Here is a 17,499-nt window from a genome sequence, read left to right as displayed (position 1 = left end):
CATAGACAGGATTTACAGGATTTTTCAGAATTAAACAGGATTTTTTAATTAAAATCTTGTCAATCTTGAATCATCCTGTTTATCCTGTCTCAATTGAATGCGAGCGTCAATCAATCACGTAATGCGGATTAACCAAAATGAATCCGCGCTTCTAAATTTGCCGCTGAGTCCGCATTCGCTAAAGCTTCTTCCATGGTGATGGTTCCGGCATGATAAAGCGCCAGCAACGCATCATCGAATGTACACATTCCTTCAGCGCCGCTTTCCTGCATCGCTTCGTTAATCGAATCAACACTTCCGTCACGAATTAAATCGGCGATGTGTGGGGTATTGACAAGAATTTCAATCGCAGCACAGCGGCCCCCTTCTTTGGTGCGCACTAAGCGTTGTGAGAGAATTGCCCGCATATAAGCGGACAAATCCATGAACAGGGTTTTGTGCATATCTTGCGGGAACATATTGATAATGCGTTCCAGCGCCTGATGTGCATTATTGGCGTGCAGGGTTGAAATCGCTAAATGCCCAGTTCCAGCTAATTCAATCGCCGCTTCCATTGTTTCGCGGGTGCGGATTTCGCCGATTAACACCACATCTGGCGCTTCACGGAGCACGCTTTTGAGCGCATTAGCATAGCTTTTGGTATCAATGCCAATTTCACGCTGACTGATAATACATTGCTGATGTTTATGGGTAAATTCAATCGGATCTTCGATGGTGACAATATGCCCAGTCGAATGACGATTGCGATGATCGATCATTGCAGCTAGGGTCGTGGATTTACCCGAGCCGGTGGCACCAACCATCAGAATAATGCCGCGCTTGTGCATAATCAGTGGCGCAAGTGTCGGCGGCACCTTTAATTCTTCCAGCGTCGGTACATTGGCGCGAATATAGCGCAAGACCATTGCTGGTTGTCCGCGCTGAAAATAGGCATTGACGCGAAACCGCGCTTTGCCTTCGAGTGCGACGGCAAAATCGAGTTCGCGTTCGTGCTCAAATTCGGCGATTTGTTCCGGGGTCATAATGCCTTCGACCGCTTCACGGCAGGCGGTGGCTGTGAGCACGGTTTCACCGACCGAGCGAATGACGCCTTCGATTTTGATTTTGACTTGTGTGCCGGCTGCAAAAAAGAGATCCGAGGCTTTATGTCGGATCATTAATTCGAGATAGGGTTTAATATCCATGCCGCTGTCCTGAGGTCGTGATTAACTTGTTTTAAAACGCGCTGCAAGATCAGTAGGGGGATCTTCAATGGTTGAAACCGGAGTGGATTCGCCAAATAAACTTGAATCTGCGCCTATGCCTTCGTCTTCAGTTTCATCGCTAACAATGGTAAAGGTGCTGGCCTCACCAAAATGATTTTTTTCATGTGCGCCGCGCCCTTCAAGCTTGATAGCCAAGCGCAGACCATTCATCGAGTCAGCATTGCGCAATGCATCTTCGTAGCTGATTTTGCCGGCTTCATGTAAGTCAAACAGGGCCATATCAAATGTTTGCATTCCCAATTCACGCGATTTTTTCATTACCGCTTTAATACCGCCGACATCACCCTTAAAAATTAAGTCTTGAATCAGCGGTGAATTGAGCATAATTTCGACAGCCGCTACACGCCCGCCATTAGTCGCAGGGAGTAGGCGTTGCGAAATAATAGCGTTGAGATTGAGCGAGAGATCCATGAGCAGTTGAGTGCGGCGCTCTTCAGAGAAGAGGTTAATAATACGATCAAGGGCTTGGTTGGCGCTATTGGCGTGCAACGTGGATAAACAGAGATGGCCGGTTTCGGCGAAATTAATAGCGTGTTCCATCGTTTCACGGGTGCGGATTTCGCCAATCAAAATCACATCGGGTGCTTGGCGTAGGGTATTGATGAGCGCAGCATCCCAGCTTTCGGTATCAACACCAACTTCGCGTTGCGTAATCAAGCAATTCACATGCGGATGGACATATTCGACCGGATCTTCAATGGTAATAATATGACCATAGCTGTTGGCATTGCGATGTCCGAGCATGGCCGCTAATGAAGTCGATTTACCCGATCCGGTACCGCCAACCATGAGCACGAGGCCGCGTTTATTCATCACGACGTCTTTGAGCACTGGCGGCAGTTTTAATTCGTCGAGTGTCGGAATGCCGGAATTGATGGTGCGCAAGACTGCGCCCGATAAGCTTTGTTGCACAAAGGCATTGACACGAAAACGTCCAATGCCTTTGGGACTAATCGCAAAATTACATTCTTTGTGCGCATCAAAATCCCGCACTTGCCGATCATTCATAATCGAGCGCACCAAAATATTCGTTTGCTCGCCGCTGAGTGCTTGTGTACTCATGGGCGTCATGCGCCCGTGAATTTTACAGGCAGGCGGAAAACCGGCGGAAATAAATAAATCTGAGCCATTTTTCTGCGTCATTTTGCGCAGACAGTCGAGCATGAATGTAGCCGCTTGTTGACGATCCATGACGCACCTTGCATGTGTGGTTAGCGAGCGGTCAGCCGCCAGCAATCAGCGGCCAGCTTATTGAACAATCAGCGGGTTAAAACCGATGTCCCCGCGAGCGTGCGCAATGATAAGCCGGGCACGGCTTATGGAACATGGCACCAGCTTAAACTTTTGCGCCTCGGTCGAGTCGCCGGTAGCCGATAGCTTCGCTCAAGTGGGTGATGCTGATCTGTTCGACGGCAGCAAGATCGGCAATAGTGCGGGCGACTTTGAGAATGCGATGATAAGCGCGGGCGGAGAGCGCCAGCCGTGTGAGTGCCTGTTCAATCAGTCGTTGACCGGCAGCATCAAGGGCGCAGTCGCGTTCGATCTCGGTCGGGGTGAGGGCGGCATTGGGTTTGCCAACGCGGTCGAGTTGGCGGGCACGAGCGGCACTGACCCGCGCTCGTACTTGGGCGGTTGTCTCGGTGGCACGCGGCGTGGGGCCGGTGAGTTGGCCGACTTCGAGCCGGAGCACTTCGACATGCAGATCAATGCGGTCGAGCAACGGGCCGGAGAGTCGCGCCCGATAGCGGGCAACCTGTTCTGGTGAGCAGCGACAGCGCCCGGTGCTATCGCCCAGATAGCCGCAGGGACAGGGATTCATCGCGGCGACCATCTGGAACTGCGCCGGAAAGCGCACCTGACGGGCGGCGCGGGCAATGTCGATCCAGCCCGATTCGAGCGGTTCGCGCAGCACTTCGAGCACGCGCCGATCAAATTCGGGCAGTTCGTCGAGAAAGAGCACGCCATGATGCGCCAGCGAAATTTCGCCTGGGCGTGGATGGGTGCCGCCGCCGACTAACGCTGCACCCGAAGCGGTATGATGCGGGGAACGAAATGGACGTTCGAGCCACCGCGCCGGATCAAAAGGATCGCGGCCGCTTACCGAACGAATCGCGGCGGCTTCGAGGGCTTCGCCTTCGGTCAGCGGCGGGAGTAGTCCGGGCAGGCGATTGGCGAGCATGGATTTGCCGGTGCCCGGTGGCCCGAGCATCAGGATCGAATGCCCACCACAGGCGGCGATTTCCAGCGCCCGTTTGCCCTGTTCCTGACCGCGCACCTCGACCAGATCGGGATACGCTGGCAGAGACTGCGCTTGCGCAGCGGCCTGCTGTCGCGCCAGCGGTTTGGTGCCGGCGAGATGGCCACAGACTTCTAGCAGATGGCTCGCTGGATAGACAGCCAATCCGTTGACGATGACCGCTTCAGCAGCATTCTCATGCGGCACGATCAGGGCGCGTCCGGCGGCGCGAGCGGCCATTGCCACCGGCAACACCCCATGAATCGGGCGCAACTGACCGGATAGGGCTAATTCGCCGACAATTTCATAGTCTGCGAGCGCATCGGGGCGCAATTGCTCCGAGGCACCGAGAATGCCGAGCGCAATCGCCAGATCAAAACGTCCGCCTTCTTTCGGCAAGTCTGCCGGAGCGAGATTGATGGTGATACGTCCGTTCGGAGCCTGAAACCCGCTGTTGATGAATGCGCCGTAGACGCGGTCTTTGCTCTCGCGCACCGCCAATTCCGGCAGACCAACGATGGACATCGTTGGCAGTCCACCGGAGACCTGAACTTCGACCGTCACTGGCGGCGCGTCGATGCCGAGTCGCCCACGACTATGTAGGATGCACAAACCCACCAGCGTCGCCTCAGTCAGTCCGTCTGCGCACCAGCGCGTTCTAACTCCGCTAACCGTGCTTCCAGTGCGGCGAGTTTTTCGCGGGTACGCGCCAGCACCGCCGCCTGCACATCAAATTCCTCGCGGGTGACCAGATCGAGCCGCGCTAAACCGGCTTCCAGCGATGCCCGCATATTGCGGTTGACATCGTCTTGGAGCACTTGCAACCCCTTCGGCATCGCGGTGGAGAATCGTTGCCACAGATCGTCAAACTGTTTCGGATCGAGCATAAGTGAACACCTTGCGTTGCGGTAAAAACACGTTGGGTCTGACCAACGCCTGCGGGCATTATAGGGGCGCGTGCGCGGAGCGTCTGCTTTTCGCGCACGCTCCACGACCGTGCATTCAATCCGTGCTCAGGTGCGACACTGCTCCATTTTGGTGCAGTCGTAGTCAGAGCGCAGCGGTGTACCGGGTTGCGTGCTGGATCGGCTCGCCTTCGTGTCAACTGTGGCACAGTCTCTGCTAAGAATCTGCACACAATTTCGGGCCGATGCGCTCATACCCGCACGCCGGTTGGATGGTCAGCGTCGTTGCATCCAATCCTGCCTGTTAGGCATTTAACCCAATCGCATGAGGATCGTTGCATGAACACACCGCGCATCAGCGCCACGGCTGCCGCTGGCCTATTGGTCATGGGCACACAATTCTCGCCGCTGGCTGTCGCTGAGGGGCCGCATTCGGTCAGCGCCAATATCGGCGTCGTGAGCAATTATATCTGGCGCGGCGTGACCCAGACCGATAACGCTCCGGCGATTCAAGGCGGTTTGGATTACGCCCATGAAAGCGGCTTTTCGCTTGGTACCTGGGTCTCGAATGTCGATTTTGGCACAAAAGGCTATGAGCTGGATGTTTATGCCGGATTCGATGGTTCTATTACCGACGATCTCGGCTATGCACTCAAAGTTGGCTATTACGCCTATCCTGAAGATGAGCATGATAATTTCGATCTCGCCGATTTCGATGTCAGCCTCAGCTATAAATGGCTGACCATTGGGACTTCTTATACCTTCTATGGTCAAGCCGATGACGCGCCGGGCGCAGTTGATGGCGAGGCATTATTTATCGAAGGCGATTGGTATTATTACGCCAGCCTCGATTTTGAATTGCCCTATAACTTGGGCTTAAGTCTGCGCGGTGGCTATTACGATTTTGATTATGACATCGGTGGCGTCGATTACGCGCACTGGGGTCTATCAATTAGCCGTGAAGCCGGTGATTTTGGCACCGTCAGCTTTAATTACGATCAAATCGGGCGCGATACGTATGACACTGATCCGAAAGTTTGGATCGGCTGGAATAAAGACTTCTAAGCATGTCAGAGCGTCGTTGACCACGACTGATTCGTTATTCATTACCCAGGGGCGGCGGCCCCTGGCTGGATTCGGAGTTGATGCACCATGAAATTGATTTCAGCCGTTATTAAACCCTTCAAGCTCGACGACGTGCGTGAAGCACTCGGCGACATCGGTGTCTCCGGCATCACCGTCGTCGAAGTCAAGGGCTTTGGCCGCCAAAAGGGTCACACCGAACTGTATCGCGGCGCGGAATACGTCGTGGATTTTCTGCCGAAGATCAAAGTCGAGATCGCTATTGATGATGCGATGGTCGAGCAAGTCATCGAAGCAATCAGTAACGCCGCCCGCACCGGCAAAATCGGTGACGGCAAGATCTTCGTCTTTGAACTCGATCAGGTGATCCGCATTCGCACCGGCGAGACCGGCGCAGACGCGCTCTGATTGAACCGCTGCGATACGACTTAATCGACCTGCTCGACCTGATTCATGCTTTTCCGGAGATCTTAATGATGCCCGTCACTTCACCCGCTCGACGACTCCGACCGCTGCTGGCGTTCGGTTTGCTCGGTTCTCCGCTGCTGGCGCTCGCGCAAGAGACGCCGACGCTTGACAGCGGCAACACCGCTTGGATGCTCACCGCGACGGCACTGGTGCTGTTTATGACCATCCCCGGCTTGTCGCTGTTTTATGCCGGTCTAGTACGCGCTAAAAACGTGCTCTCGGTGCTGATGCAGTGTTTTGCGATCACGGCGCTGATGAGCCTGCTCTGGGCCATTTACGGCTATAGTCTCGCGTACACCGACGGCGGCGCGTTGCAAAGCGTTATCGGCGGTTTTGATAAGCTCTTTCTCGCTGGGTTGACGGTCGATGCGGTGGCGGGATCGATCCCCGAATCACTCTACATGACGTTCCAGATGACCTTTGCGATCATCACTCCGGCATTGATTGTCGGTGCCTTTGCCGAGCGCATGAAATTCTCAGCTATGCTGGTATTTATGGCGCTGTGGCTGACGCTGGTTTATGTCCCGATTTGGCATTGGGTCTGGGGCGGCGGCTGGATTGCCAATCTGGGCGCGATTCTCGGCCTGACGGCGGAAGGTGGCGCGGCGCTCGATTTTGCCGGCGGCACGGTGGTGCATATCAATGCTGGTATCGCGGCGCTGATGGCGGCGATTGTGCTCGGGCCACGCAAAGGCTATCCGGGCACGGCGATGCCGCCACATAACCTCGGCCTGACGGTGATGGGCGCGTCGATGCTCTGGGTCGGTTGGTTTGGGTTTAATGCCGGATCGGAATTGGCCGCTGATGGCGTGGCGGGTATGGCGCTGACGGTCACACAACTGGCCACCGCAACCGCTGCGCTGACCTGGATGTTTGCCGAATGGATCAATCACGGCAAACCCTCGGTGTTGGGTATCGCTACCGGCGCAGTTGCTGGACTGGTCGCCATCACCCCCGCATCCGGTACCGCTGGGCCGATGGGGGCCATCGCGATTGGCTTTGCCGGTGCGCTCTTCGCCTTCATCGCCTCGACCAAACTCAAGCGCAAGCTCGGCTATGACGATGCGCTCGATGTCTGGGGCGTGCATGGTGTGGCCGGTATTGTCGGCGCGATCCTGACCGGCGTGTTTGCCTCGCCGCTGCTCGGTGGCGCTGGGTTGGCCGCTGGCATCGACAGCATGGGCGCACAGGTGCTGATTCAGTTCTTATCGGTCATCGCCACGCTGGTCTATGGCGGCGTGCTCAGTCTGCTGATTTTGCTGGTTGTGAAAGCCACAATGGGGCTGCGCGTCACCGAGGAACAGGAGACGATGGGTCTGGATCTCTCACAGCACGACGAACGCGGTTACATCCTCTAACGCTGACCGTTCGTCGCCTCATGGTCACGGCGCTCAGTGCGTCCTGACCGGCTTCTTCGATGTTGTTGTTGTGATTTTCGGGGCCACCAGCGTGGCCCCATTCTTTTGCCCGCCAGTTTGCGTCTGCTTCAAACACACCGCACCATAGCGCCTAGCGCACGCGCCGCCTATCATGGTTCGCCTTGAGCGAACGGTTACACGCAACCGCTTAGATTTAGATCCGGCACGTTTGCAATCAATCCTATCTGGAGATTCCTATGCCATTGATCCATATCATTTATATGAGCACGGCGCATCAAACGTGCAGCGACGCCGATCTCAAAGCGATTCTCGATAGCTCCGCCCGCCAGAATGCCGAAAATGGCATCACCGGCATGTTGCTGTATACCGATGGTTGTTTTATTCAGGTGCTTGAAGGTGAGGCCACTGCTGTCGAGGAGACCTATGCGCGGGTCGCCCGCGATGGGCGGCATTACGGCTTGATCGAACTCGAACGCGGTGAGATTGCCGAGCGCAGTTTTGCCAACTGGAGCATGGGTTTTAAACAGATTGCCGCCGAGGAGATTCGACGGCATCCGAACTTTGCGCCCTTTTTTGAGTGTGGTTTTACACCCGAAAGCATCGGCGCACATCGTGGACTGGCATTTGATCTGCTGCTGGTCTTTGCACGAAATCAATAATCACCGCAAAATCCCGCGTCTCCGGGCCGTTGCGTGCGTGTCCGGTTAAAATGGCGGTTATCGACTTTTAGTAACCAGCTTGATTATGCCGACACCTGATCGCGGACACCCCGCTGAGACGCCGCCACTCGATCCGCTCGAACTCTGGCCGCTGCTGCATCGGCGCTTAAACCGACTCAGCGCCAGCAGCGCCGAGCTGCCGACGCAGTTACACGGGATTTATCAGGATCTGGCGCAGGTACTCGCCACCCATCCCGACGATAGCTTGTTTGTGCTGGCGCAGATGCTGCAAGACCCGCATCACGGCTACAGCGCCACCCACGCACTGTTAGCGGCCACGACCTGTCTGTTGATCGCGCCCAGTGCAGGGATTGCGGGCGCACCGCTCGATGCGCTGATTCAAGCGGCGCTGACGATGAATATTGCGATGCGGCAGTTACAAGATCAGCTCGTGTTGCAAAGTCAGCCGCTCGATGTCGAACAACGCTTGGCGATTGAACAGCATCCGCTTGACGGCGCGGCACTATTGCGCAAAGTCGGCGTGATGGATATGACTTGGTTGTCGTTGGTCGCCGATCATCACGAAACCCCAGACGGTCAGGGCTATCCACGCGGCAAGCTGGTCAAGGATCCGCTGCAACATCTGTTGCGTATGAGCGATCTGTTTATCGCCCGCATCAGCCCGCGCCGCACGCGACGCGGACTCGCGCCCAATATCGCGCTGCGGAATCTTTATTTGGAAATGCGCGATCATTCCGGCGAACTTAGCGCCCTCTTTGCCAAACAAATGGGCATGTATCCGCCGGGCAGCTATGTGCAACTCAACAGCGGTGAACTGGCGGTCGTCATGCGGCGCGGCGAGCGCGTCAACTGTCCGCTGGCGATTGCAATTACTGATCCACTCGGCGCACCGCTCAGTTTGCCGCTGGTGCGCGATACGCAAACCCCAGCATTTGCCGTCAAACGCTCTGTTTATCACGAAGAGGTACGGGTGCGCGTTGAGCTGGCACGGTTGCGCGAGCGGTTATAACGCCCGCGGCTCGCGGTCGTGCTCAATCCCGATCTAATGCCGATCTAACGTCCGATCCATCCAGCGCCACGCCACCAGCCAGCCGCCCACCGCTGCAATGGCTGCAACGCCAAACGTCACCAGCGGCCCGACCGCTGACCACAGCAGACCGCCAAGTAAACTCCCCGCTGCGCCACCGGCCCCAAAACTCAGGCTGTTATAGAGTGCTTGGCCGCGTCCCTGCGTGCGACCGGAAAAAATATGATGCACCAGATGAATCGCCGAGGCATGAAAGGCTCCGAAGCTAATCGCGTGTAAACACTGTGCCACAATCAAAACACTGAGCTGCTCGACACAGCCGCCAATCAACGCCCAGCGCACGCCGGCGACAGCCAAACTCCACAGCAGCACCCGCCGCGCTCCGAATCGCTCTAGCAAGCGGTGCATAACCAGAAATATCAGCACCTCGGCGATCACGCCCACCGCCCACAGCCAGCCAACCGCCGTGCTCGAATAGCCCGCCGCTTCCAGATGAATCGAATAAAAGGTGTAATACAGACCGTGACTGAGTTGCGACAAAAAACAGGCCGCAAAAAATGCCAAGACACGCGGCTGACGGATCACTGTCCGCAATGACGCCGCAGGTGCCGTTGGGTGTTCGGGCGGGGCGCTATCGGGCACCAGCCAAGCCGTGACGCTGATGCCCAGCGCCAGCACCAGCACCCACAGCGGCACCTGTGCCAGCGATCCCTGCTCCAGCGCCAGTCCCAGTGCCACCACCACCAGAATAAAGCCGACCGATCCCCACACCCGCACCAGCGCATAGCGCGTCGGACGGTCGCGCAGATGATTAAAGGTCACCGCCTCCATTTGCGGCAGCGAGGCGTTCCAGAAAAAGCTAAATAACAACAGGGTCAGAGCCATGCCCCAAAAGCCATCGGTGAGATAGAGCGTCGCCAAACCCAGCACCGCGAGCACGGCGCCGAGCCGCACCACCGGCATCCGCTGGCCGCTGTGATCGACGATGGCTCCCCAGACCATTGGGGCTACAATCTTGGTTCCAGCGAGAATCGCCATCAGCAGACCAATGGCGAGCGCATCAAACCCGGCATCTTGCAGATACAGTCCCCAATAGGGCACGAGTGCGCCGAGTGAGGCGAAATAAAACAGGTAATAACTCGACAGACGCCAGTACGGCATGAGGTGGCTCGATGGCTCGGTGACGGGCAGATAGGTGACACTCGCCCCGCTGCTGAACCGCAGCGGTTCAGTTCAACGGGGACAGACTGGAGACGAGTGATGCTTAGATAAGCGAGTGGGGGCTGGCGGGAATCGCTGGCAGTGGCGGCACAACCTCGGCATTTTGGCCGCGCTGCCGCAGAACGTGATCCATCAGCACCAGCGCCAACATCGCTTCCGCAATCGGCGTGGCGCGAATGCCAACACAGGGATCATGTCGTCCGGTGGTGATGACCTCGACCGCCGTGCCCTGCCGGTCGATGCTCTGGCCCGGCAAGCGCAAGCTGGAGGTGGGCTTGAGCGCCAGCCGTGCAATGATGTCCTGTCCGGTCGAGATCCCGCCGAGAATGCCGCCGGCGTTATTGGACAAAAAGCCATCCGGCGTCATGGCGTCACGATGTTCGCTGCCGGTTTGAGTGATACAGGCAAAGCCCGCGCCGATTTCGACCCCTTTGACCGCGTTAATGCTCATCAGCGCGTGGGCAATCTCGGCGTCGAGTCGATCAAACACCGGCTCACCCAAGCCGGTCGGCATCCCCGAAGCGACGACGGTGACCGCCGCACCAATCGAATCGCCCGATTTGCGCAGGGCATCCATGTAGTGTTCGAGATCCGGCACCGTCTCGGCACACGGCCAAAAAAACGGATTGCAGCCGACCTGTTCCCAGTCAAAGCCGCGTGGCTGCAACGGGCCAAGCTGTGAGAGATAGCCGCGAATCGTGATGCCGAGCCGGTCGGCGAGATATTTTTTGGCAATCGCGCCCGCTGCGACCCGAATTGCCGTCTCGCGTGCCGATGAACGCCCGCCGCCACGATAATCGCGTATGCCGTATTTTTGGTCATAGCTGTAATCGGCATGACCCGGGCGGTAGCGGTCAGCAATCGCAGAATAATCGTGCGAGCGTTGATCCTCATTACGAATCAACAGACCAATCGGCGTGCCGGTGGTGCGCCCCTCAAACACGCCGGAGAGAATTTCAACAGTGTCAGACTCACGCCGCTGCGTGGTGTGGCGCGACTGCCCTGGTTTGCGCCGATCCAGATCGCGCTGCAAATCCGCTGCACTCAGTTCCAGTCCGGGCGGACAACCATCGACAATGCCGACCAGCGCCGGGCCATGACTTTCGCCGCCGCTGGTGACTACAAAATGACGACCAATGCTATTACCAGACATATTCAGACAGGCTCAGTTAGCCGGTGGCGGAACGCTGTTGTTCGGATCGAGCCAAGCATTGCCTTTTGCTAATACCTCGCGGCTCAGGGTGCTGGTGGCCTGATGCAGCTTGACCCCATTGATAATGTAATCATAGCGGGCGCTCATATAGTTATATTCGGCCTCAAACAAACTGCGTTGCGCGTTGAGCACATCGACCTGAGTGCGGGTGCCGACTTCCAAACCGGCTTGCGTCGATTCGAGCGCCGAGCGTGCCGAGACAATCGCCGCTTGACGCGCCTTGACATCTTCGATGCTGGAGAGAATGCCACGAAACGCATCTTTGGCTAACTGATCGACACGCCGCCGCACCTGATCGAGCCGATCTTGCGCGGCGCGGTATTTGTAACCGGCCTCGCGGGTGCGTGAGGTCACGACCCCGCCCTGAAACACCGGCACACTCACGGACAGACCGACAAATGAACTATCCGTATCCTGACCATTGATCGCATCAGAACGCGAGATGTCATATCCGGCCTGCAAATCGAGCTTGGGCAAATGCCCGGAGCGTTCGATTTCGATGCTGGCTTTCGCGGCATTGACCGATTCAAGCGCCGCCAAAATGCCGTAATTCGAGCGAATCGCCGCGCCAGCCCAAGCTTCAATATCATTGGGTTCCGGTGGCGAGAGCGGTAGCTTGTCACCCAATCGCGCCAGCGGCACGCTGATCGGCCCTACAATGGTGCGCAAGGCTTCCCACGCATTATCAAGCTGATTGCGAGCGGTAATCAGGTCAGCGCGTGATTTATCGTAAGAAGCCTGACTTTCGTTGACATCGGTGATCGCGACCAACCCAACTTCAAACCGCTGGCGCGATTGCTCCAGTTGGCGTTCATCGGCCCGCACCAGCGCCTCGCGCACCGTGACCGCATCCGCTGCCCGCAATACATCAAAATAGGCCTCGGTGGTCTTGACCATGAGTTCGATTTGCGTGTTGCGATAGTCCGCTTCGGCTTGGGCAATGATGTTGTCGGCCTGTTGCAGCGTCATCCAGTTAGCACGATTGAACAGGCTCTGTTTGACAACGGCTTTCACGCTCTGGGTATCAAAGCGATCCTGACGATCAATCGTCGCCGTGCGCGTCTCGGTGTCATAAAAGGTCGCATCACCTTGCAGACTCAGACTCGGCAGCAACAGCGAACGCGCCTGCGGTTTAGCTTCGCGGGTGGCAAATAACGTCTGTTCGGCTTCGCGCAGACTCGGATCGCTCACCACCGCCAGATCATAAATTTGCAGCAGATCTTCGGCCAGCAGGGGCGGCGGCGCTGCGCACAGCAGCAGCGGGATGAAAGCCGGAAGCAGTCTCCTCATAGTCAAAAATTCCTTGCAAACGGGCCGACTGGCCGCGAAATGGGTTCAAGTTGGCAGTATAGGCGACAAGTGGGTGTGGTCTCAATGCGACGCCCGCGCCATAGCGCCGCTTAACTCCCCCACAAAATATGGTCAATATACTGTTTGATTTTGCGATGACCGGGTGTATCAATGGTCGTAAATTGCAAATTCGTGCGAAATTGCGCGTTATGCGGCTGCGTGCGCAAGACCCGCGCATAGACTTCAACCTGTGAATCCAGCCCAAATTCAGGTGCCAGTGACATCAGCACTTCTGAATAGGGCGGCAGCATCACCGACAAATCGGCGCATAGCCCAAAATAGCCCAAATCATTCACCTGACCAACTAAGCGCGTTGGCAAAATCCGCTTATCTTCGACGCGCTGAAAGACGGCTGGAAAATCGACCAAAATTCGAGGCGTTTTGCGAATTTCAATAGTCGGCACGCGCAATAAACGCGGCTCATTCACCGCTTTAAGTTCATAGAGGCGCACCGGCTGTGAACGGCCTTTCACCTGCACTTCATTGACACTGCCGATCTGAATGCGATTGCCGGCCGCTTGAAAGCTCGCTTCACTTAATAAAATCTGGCCGCGCAGCGCATAACCTTCAATCCGCGAAGCTAAATTCACTGGATTGCCAATCACGGTGTATTCGTTATACACCTCAGAACCAAAACATCCGGCCATTACATCGCCGGTACTGACCGCAATGCCGGCATATAACCGTGGCTCACCTCGCGCTTCACTCTGACGATTGAGGTCAATCATGCCGAGCTGCATTTCGATTGCGCAATTCAGCGCCCGAATTAAATCATCCGAGTGGCGGGTCGGAACACCAAACACCGCCATCACGGAATCTCCCATAAATTTATCGACTAAGCCGCCGTGTCGATCAACAATTTTGGCCATCAGCGCAAAAAAGCGATTGAGCAGTTCAACCATCAGCGTCGGCGCAACCGAATCCATTAGCGCCGAAAAGCCGCGCAGATCGACAATCAGAACCGTAGCCTGAGCACCAATGATAGGATGAGATTTGCGCATATAAACAGCCATAATTGATGATTTTCATGGGATAGCTGGCCGCTAGGCGACATCCTATCGACTGACTTCCTTCGACAACGGCCACAGAGCCAATTGACCCCAATGGATCGTTTTACACGTAACTATAGCTTGCTGCTCGGTGCTATCTTAGTCGCTGCCCTGTTTTTTTGGGGACAAGCGACAACCAGCGACGCTGGGGCGGGTGCGCTCGACGATGTTTTAACGGCTGATGCCAAGCTTGCCGGGTATCCATATCAGTTCCGCGTGCGGGCCTTGCGTGATGGCGTAGCGATGATCTCGACCCCGCGTTCACCAGATTTTCCCGCCTACAGCTTTTTGCAGGTAATTGATCCCAAGCTCGTCGGCAAGGCGCAGGATGATCCGGCGATGGTCGCTGCACAACAAGCTCTGATCGACCACCAAAAGCGGGCAATGGGGCTGATTTTGGCACAGCCAGGCGTGAAAAGCGTCGCTTGGGAACTGGATGTCAAATGGTTAGCCGATCATGGCGTGCATCGTTAAGCGCGACTGATAGCACCTGTTACCGCGTGCGCTGTCAGGGAATTTGGCGCGGAAATCCACTACACTGATGCCCCCGCAACGCCGAGGGCTGATTATGGACTCCCCCACGCACGCTCAGGCGGCCCGCGCCAGCCGCCGCCATCATCTCTACAATCTGTTAGCTTGGCTCTGCTTCGGACTCGGTTTCGTGGGCATGGTGGTGCCGCTGATGCCGACAACGGTGTTTTGGATTTGCGCCGCTTGGCTGTGGCTACGCAGTCGCCCGCAGCGCGTGCGCTTTCTGATCGAACATCCGCATTTTGGCGCATCAATCCGGCGCTTTCTCGAACACGGCGAAATCTGCCGCACGGGTAAAACCGCTGCGGTGATCGGCATGGCCGCGAGTCTGGCGATCTGGATTGCACTGGCCGCCCCGCGCTGGCCGTTTATGCTGTTGGTTGGCGGCATACTGAGCGCCGTCGCGCTGTGGATTCTCACCCGACCGGAAGGGATGCGCCCGGCACCGATTCCCGCTGCCAGCCCCTTGACCGTGACCCTCGATACCCGCGCTTGGAAGTCGCACCCCAAGCCGCCCACATCTGAGGCCTAGCGCGTGCCGTCACGCCTGTTGTTGGTTGATAACGGATCGCGCCGCGCCGATTCGACGCGCAATCTGCGCCGCATTGCCGCGCAACTGGCTGCACAACTTGGCGAGCCGGTTCTGCCAGTCTCGTTATTACACGCTGACCGCGTGCCTGCCGCCGCACTCGACGGTCAGGCGGCCGAGATTCTCGCCGTCGCCCTGCGCCGCTTGGTGCAAGCTGGTGAGCGTGAGTTTAATCTGATTCCGGTGTTTTTTGGTCGCAGTCGCGCCCTCACCGCGTTCATCCCCGAATTAGTCGCGCAGGTGCAGGCCGAACTTGGCCCGTTGCGGCTCGACATCGCGCCCGAACTTTGCCCATTGCCGGATGGTGAGCCGCGTTTAGTCGAGATTTTGGCGGATCAGCTTGCCGCGATTCCATCCGTAGCAACGCAACCGCTGGAGCGCGTGGTGTTGGTCGATCATGGCTCACCGATTCCCGAAGTCACCGCCGTGCGGCGCTGGCTGGCGCGTCAGTTAGCGACGCGGTTGGGGCCGACGGTGCAGTTATACGAAGCGGTGATGGAGCGGCGGGCGGGCGCGGAATATGATTTTAACGGCCCGTTATTAGAAGCGCTATTGACGCAGTTGGCATCCGAGGATGCGCAGACACCGATTCGCGTGGCATTGCTGTTTTTGTCCGCCGGACGCCACGCCGGGCCAGTCGGCGATCTGGCGCAGATCGGCGCACGCATCAGGGCGCAGTTTCCGACGCTGCCGCTGCATCTGGCCCCATTGGTTGGGGAGCATCCTAGATTGATTGAGATTCTTGCCAGTCGTGTGCAGCAGGTATTGCGTCACGCACGTTAGACAAGATTAACACGGTGTTTCAGGATTTACAGGATTGTTTTAATTAAAAAAGCTTGTAAAACAAGTGTTTAATAATCTTATTAATCCTGATTGAATCCTGTAAATCCTGTCGCAAGCAGCGTTGCCCCAACGCTCAACCACCGGCCACTGTAGCTCCAATAGGCTGGGTGACAGTCGGCTGTGCGGCGACCTCACTGCGCTCAGTTGGCGCACTGTTGAGGATTTGATAGCTCACGGTGACGCCAAATCCCGTGATGACGGCAAACATCAGCACAATGAGCGGATCGGGCCTTCGATGACGCCGCTTCCTGTAGATCATTCAGTTGCTCCAACAATTCAAGTAAGTTATTAGTAATATTCTACAACTATCTCAAATTCCGACAAGATTACCGGAAGCTGTTCCGAGCTGTTCTGGGCCGTGTATCCTATTTCACGGTTGGCACAACAGCCGATTCAGCCGCAACAGTTGGTTAAAGGTACACAGGTGTGAGCGACTATTGCATTGCGATCTCAGCCCAAAGTCAGTATCAAGCGGAGCACTCGGCCCCGCATGAGCAGCGTTATGTGTTTGCTTATACCATCACTATTGAAAATCGCGGCACTCGGGCAGCGCAGTTGCTCGACCGTCATTGGATCATCACCGATGCCGATGGCCAGACGCAGGAGGTGCGCGGCGAAGGTGTCGTCGGCGAGCAGCCCTATCTGCGCCCGGGCGAGTCGTTCCGCTATACCAGCGGTGCGGTGTTGCCGACGCCACTCGGCAGTATGCGCGGTCAGTATGGTCTGATTGGTGACGACGGCACGCGCTTTACTGCCGCGATTCCGGCGTTTTCGCTGACCTCGACGCGCCTGCATTGACCGTAACGCTGTGTTGGTATGATGTCGCATGTCAATCTATGCCATTGGCGATCTACAAGGCTGTTACGCAGAATTTGCACGCCTGCTCGATCAACTCGCCTTCGATCCGACGACCGATCAGCTCTGGTTAGCCGGTGATCTGGTCAATCGTGGCCCCGAATCCTTAGCCGTTTTGCGGCGCGTGCGGGCGCTCGGCGCGGCAGCGACAGTGGTGCTGGGCAATCACGATCTGCATTTGCTGGCCGTTGCAGTGGGCAACGCCAAGCATTCTAAACACAGCACAGTTGGCGCAATTTTACGTGCGCCGGATCGCGATGAACTGCTCGATTGGTTGCGTCGCCGACCGCTGCTGCATCACGATTCAACCTTAGGCGTGACCCTTGTTCATGCTGGATTAGCCCCGCAATGGGATCTGGCACAGGCACAAGCCTGTGCGCATGAACTGGAGTGCGTGTTGCGTGCAGACGACTATGCAACATTTATGCACGCGATGTACGGCAATGAACCGACGCGCTGGTCAGCGACACTCAGCGGCCTCGACCGCCTGCGCTTGATTACCAACGCTTTGACGCGCATGCGCTTTTGCACCGCTGATGGTGCGCTCGCACTTAAAGAAAAAGGCGAGATCGGCAGTCAAGCGCCCGGCCTGCTGCCCTGGTTCCGCGTACCGGAGCGCCGCACCCGCAACGAGCGAATCATTTTTGGTCACTGGTCAACGCTGGGATATTGGAGCGGTGAGAATGTGTGGGCGATTGATAGCGGCTGTCTGTGGGGTGGGGCGCTCACGGCGCTGCGGCTTGACTGCGACCCCTTTGAACCGATTCAGCTTCCGTGTGCGGGCTATGTTCGACCCGGGTGATGG

At 56.8% G+C, this 17,499-nt stretch carries 19 protein-coding genes; 10 read left to right on the top strand and 9 right to left on the bottom strand.

The window, feature by feature from the left end; translation table 11 throughout:
* Positions 1–128: 128 nt before the first annotated feature.
* From BLW10_RS05855 to ubiK, 4 genes are all read right to left on the bottom strand, one after another.
* Positions 129–1,184 (bottom strand): PilT/PilU family type 4a pilus ATPase, encoded by a 1,056-nt coding sequence (locus BLW10_RS05855; RefSeq protein WP_091333003.1) that lies wholly within the window; start codon positions 1,182–1,184, stop codon positions 129–131.
* Between the two features lie 21 nt (positions 1,185–1,205).
* Positions 1,206–2,456, bottom strand: coding sequence for a PilT/PilU family type 4a pilus ATPase (locus BLW10_RS05850; protein ID WP_091333001.1), 1,251 nt, complete (start codon positions 2,454–2,456; stop codon positions 1,206–1,208).
* 145 nt (positions 2,457–2,601) lie between these two features.
* Positions 2,602–4,119 (bottom strand): YifB family Mg chelatase-like AAA ATPase, encoded by a 1,518-nt coding sequence (locus BLW10_RS05845; protein ID WP_091332999.1) that lies wholly within the window; start codon positions 4,117–4,119, stop codon positions 2,602–2,604.
* Positions 4,120–4,133: 14 nt separating this feature from the next.
* Positions 4,134–4,388, bottom strand: coding sequence for a ubiquinone biosynthesis accessory factor UbiK (gene ubiK, locus BLW10_RS05840; protein WP_091332998.1), 255 nt, complete (start codon positions 4,386–4,388; stop codon positions 4,134–4,136).
* 357 nt (positions 4,389–4,745) lie between these two features.
* Between ubiK and BLW10_RS05835 the strand changes: the two genes are divergently transcribed.
* From BLW10_RS05835 to BLW10_RS05815, 5 genes are all read left to right on the top strand, one after another.
* Positions 4,746–5,471, top strand: coding sequence for a TorF family putative porin (locus BLW10_RS05835; RefSeq protein ID WP_091332996.1), 726 nt, complete (start codon positions 4,746–4,748; stop codon positions 5,469–5,471).
* An 87-nt stretch (positions 5,472–5,558) separates the two neighbouring features.
* On the top strand, positions 5,559–5,897 hold the full coding sequence (locus BLW10_RS05830) for a P-II family nitrogen regulator (protein WP_091332995.1): 339 nt from the start codon (positions 5,559–5,561) through the stop codon (positions 5,895–5,897).
* Between the two features lie 68 nt (positions 5,898–5,965).
* Positions 5,966–7,315, top strand: a complete 1,350-nt coding sequence (locus BLW10_RS05825) for an ammonium transporter (RefSeq protein WP_091333035.1) — start codon at positions 5,966–5,968, stop codon at positions 7,313–7,315.
* Between the two features lie 257 nt (positions 7,316–7,572).
* Entirely contained in the window at positions 7,573–7,995 is a 423-nt protein-coding gene (locus BLW10_RS05820; RefSeq protein ID WP_091332993.1) for a BLUF domain-containing protein, read from the top strand.
* 85 nt (positions 7,996–8,080) lie between these two features.
* The gene (locus BLW10_RS05815) at positions 8,081–9,025 is read left to right on the top strand and encodes an HD-GYP domain-containing protein (protein ID WP_091332992.1); all 945 of its coding nucleotides are present in this window, start codon (positions 8,081–8,083) and stop codon (positions 9,023–9,025) included.
* A 33-nt stretch (positions 9,026–9,058) separates the two neighbouring features.
* On the opposite strand, the gene BLW10_RS05810 is transcribed toward BLW10_RS05815, so the two are convergent.
* From BLW10_RS05810 to BLW10_RS05795, 4 genes are all read right to left on the bottom strand, one after another.
* Positions 9,059–10,204 (bottom strand): MFS transporter, encoded by a 1,146-nt coding sequence (locus BLW10_RS05810; RefSeq protein WP_091332990.1) that lies wholly within the window; start codon positions 10,202–10,204, stop codon positions 9,059–9,061.
* Positions 10,205–10,307: 103 nt separating this feature from the next.
* Positions 10,308–11,417, bottom strand: a complete 1,110-nt coding sequence (gene aroC, locus BLW10_RS05805) for a chorismate synthase (RefSeq protein WP_091332988.1) — start codon at positions 11,415–11,417, stop codon at positions 10,308–10,310.
* A gap of 12 nt (positions 11,418–11,429) precedes the next feature.
* Positions 11,430–12,767, bottom strand: a complete 1,338-nt coding sequence (locus tag BLW10_RS05800) for a TolC family outer membrane protein (protein WP_091332986.1) — start codon at positions 12,765–12,767, stop codon at positions 11,430–11,432.
* Between the two features lie 110 nt (positions 12,768–12,877).
* Entirely contained in the window at positions 12,878–13,828 is a 951-nt protein-coding gene (locus tag BLW10_RS05795) for an adenylate/guanylate cyclase domain-containing protein (RefSeq protein WP_091332985.1), read from the bottom strand.
* Positions 13,829–13,930: 102 nt separating this feature from the next.
* Between BLW10_RS05795 and BLW10_RS05790 the strand changes: the two genes are divergently transcribed.
* From BLW10_RS05790 to BLW10_RS05780, 3 genes are all read left to right on the top strand, one after another.
* Positions 13,931–14,350 (top strand): hypothetical protein, encoded by a 420-nt coding sequence (locus BLW10_RS05790; RefSeq protein WP_091332983.1) that lies wholly within the window; start codon positions 13,931–13,933, stop codon positions 14,348–14,350.
* A gap of 94 nt (positions 14,351–14,444) precedes the next feature.
* Entirely contained in the window at positions 14,445–14,939 is a 495-nt protein-coding gene (locus BLW10_RS05785; protein ID WP_091332981.1) for a YbaN family protein, read from the top strand.
* Between the two features lie 3 nt (positions 14,940–14,942).
* Positions 14,943–15,779 carry a sirohydrochlorin chelatase gene (locus BLW10_RS05780; protein ID WP_091332980.1) on the top strand — a complete coding sequence of 279 codons (837 nt, stop codon included), beginning with the start codon at positions 14,943–14,945 and terminating at the stop codon, positions 15,777–15,779.
* A gap of 133 nt (positions 15,780–15,912) precedes the next feature.
* Here BLW10_RS05780 and BLW10_RS13710 read toward each other — a convergent pair whose 3' ends face one another.
* Entirely contained in the window at positions 15,913–16,098 is a 186-nt protein-coding gene (locus tag BLW10_RS13710; RefSeq protein WP_143117022.1) for a hypothetical protein, read from the bottom strand.
* 167 nt (positions 16,099–16,265) lie between these two features.
* On the opposite strand from BLW10_RS13710, the gene apaG reads away from it, so the two are divergent.
* Both apaG and BLW10_RS05770 read left to right on the top strand, forming a co-directional pair.
* A complete protein-coding gene (gene apaG / locus BLW10_RS05775) occupies positions 16,266–16,637 on the top strand; it encodes a Co2+/Mg2+ efflux protein ApaG (RefSeq protein WP_091332978.1) in 372 nt (123 codons plus the stop codon).
* Positions 16,638–16,665: 28 nt separating this feature from the next.
* The gene (locus tag BLW10_RS05770) at positions 16,666–17,496 is read left to right on the top strand and encodes a symmetrical bis(5'-nucleosyl)-tetraphosphatase (RefSeq protein ID WP_091332977.1); all 831 of its coding nucleotides are present in this window, start codon (positions 16,666–16,668) and stop codon (positions 17,494–17,496) included.
* The last annotated feature ends 3 nt before the right edge of the window (positions 17,497–17,499 follow it).

This window comes from Allochromatium warmingii, from assembly GCF_900107145.1.
Taxonomy (GTDB): domain Bacteria; phylum Pseudomonadota; class Gammaproteobacteria; order Chromatiales; family Chromatiaceae; genus Thermochromatium; species Thermochromatium warmingii.
The sequence above is the reverse complement of the archived record's forward strand: the minus strand, read 5'-3'. Positions and strand labels throughout refer to the sequence as shown.

Excerpts from the sequence above, each read along its gene's own strand:
- BLW10_RS05850 (WP_091333001.1), bottom strand. The coding sequence starts at position 2,456 with ATGGATCGTCAACAAGCGGCTACATTCATGCTCGACTGTCTGCGCAAA.
- aroC (WP_091332988.1), bottom strand. The coding sequence starts at position 11,417 with ATGTCTGGTAATAGCATTGGTCGTCATTTTGTAGTCACCAGCGGCGGC.
- BLW10_RS05795 (WP_091332985.1), bottom strand. The coding sequence starts at position 13,828 with ATGCGCAAATCTCATCCTATCATTGGTGCTCAGGCTACGGTTCTGATT.
- BLW10_RS05800 (WP_091332986.1), bottom strand. The coding sequence starts at position 12,767 with ATGAGGAGACTGCTTCCGGCTTTCATCCCGCTGCTGCTGTGCGCAGCG.
- BLW10_RS05785 (WP_091332981.1), top strand. The coding sequence starts at position 14,445 with ATGGACTCCCCCACGCACGCTCAGGCGGCCCGCGCCAGCCGCCGCCAT.
- BLW10_RS05790 (WP_091332983.1), top strand. The coding sequence starts at position 13,931 with ATGGATCGTTTTACACGTAACTATAGCTTGCTGCTCGGTGCTATCTTA.
- ubiK (WP_091332998.1), bottom strand. The coding sequence starts at position 4,388 with ATGCTCGATCCGAAACAGTTTGACGATCTGTGGCAACGATTCTCCACC.
- BLW10_RS05835 (WP_091332996.1), top strand. The coding sequence starts at position 4,746 with ATGAACACACCGCGCATCAGCGCCACGGCTGCCGCTGGCCTATTGGTC.
- BLW10_RS05825 (WP_091333035.1), top strand. The coding sequence starts at position 5,966 with ATGCCCGTCACTTCACCCGCTCGACGACTCCGACCGCTGCTGGCGTTC.
- BLW10_RS05810 (WP_091332990.1), bottom strand. The coding sequence starts at position 10,204 with ATGCCGTACTGGCGTCTGTCGAGTTATTACCTGTTTTATTTCGCCTCA.
- BLW10_RS05855 (WP_091333003.1), bottom strand. The coding sequence starts at position 1,184 with ATGGATATTAAACCCTATCTCGAATTAATGATCCGACATAAAGCCTCG.
- BLW10_RS05830 (WP_091332995.1), top strand. The coding sequence starts at position 5,559 with ATGAAATTGATTTCAGCCGTTATTAAACCCTTCAAGCTCGACGACGTG.
- BLW10_RS05820 (WP_091332993.1), top strand. The coding sequence starts at position 7,573 with ATGCCATTGATCCATATCATTTATATGAGCACGGCGCATCAAACGTGC.
- BLW10_RS05815 (WP_091332992.1), top strand. The coding sequence starts at position 8,081 with ATGCCGACACCTGATCGCGGACACCCCGCTGAGACGCCGCCACTCGAT.
- BLW10_RS13710 (WP_143117022.1), bottom strand. The coding sequence starts at position 16,098 with ATGATCTACAGGAAGCGGCGTCATCGAAGGCCCGATCCGCTCATTGTG.
- BLW10_RS05770 (WP_091332977.1), top strand. The coding sequence starts at position 16,666 with ATGTCAATCTATGCCATTGGCGATCTACAAGGCTGTTACGCAGAATTT.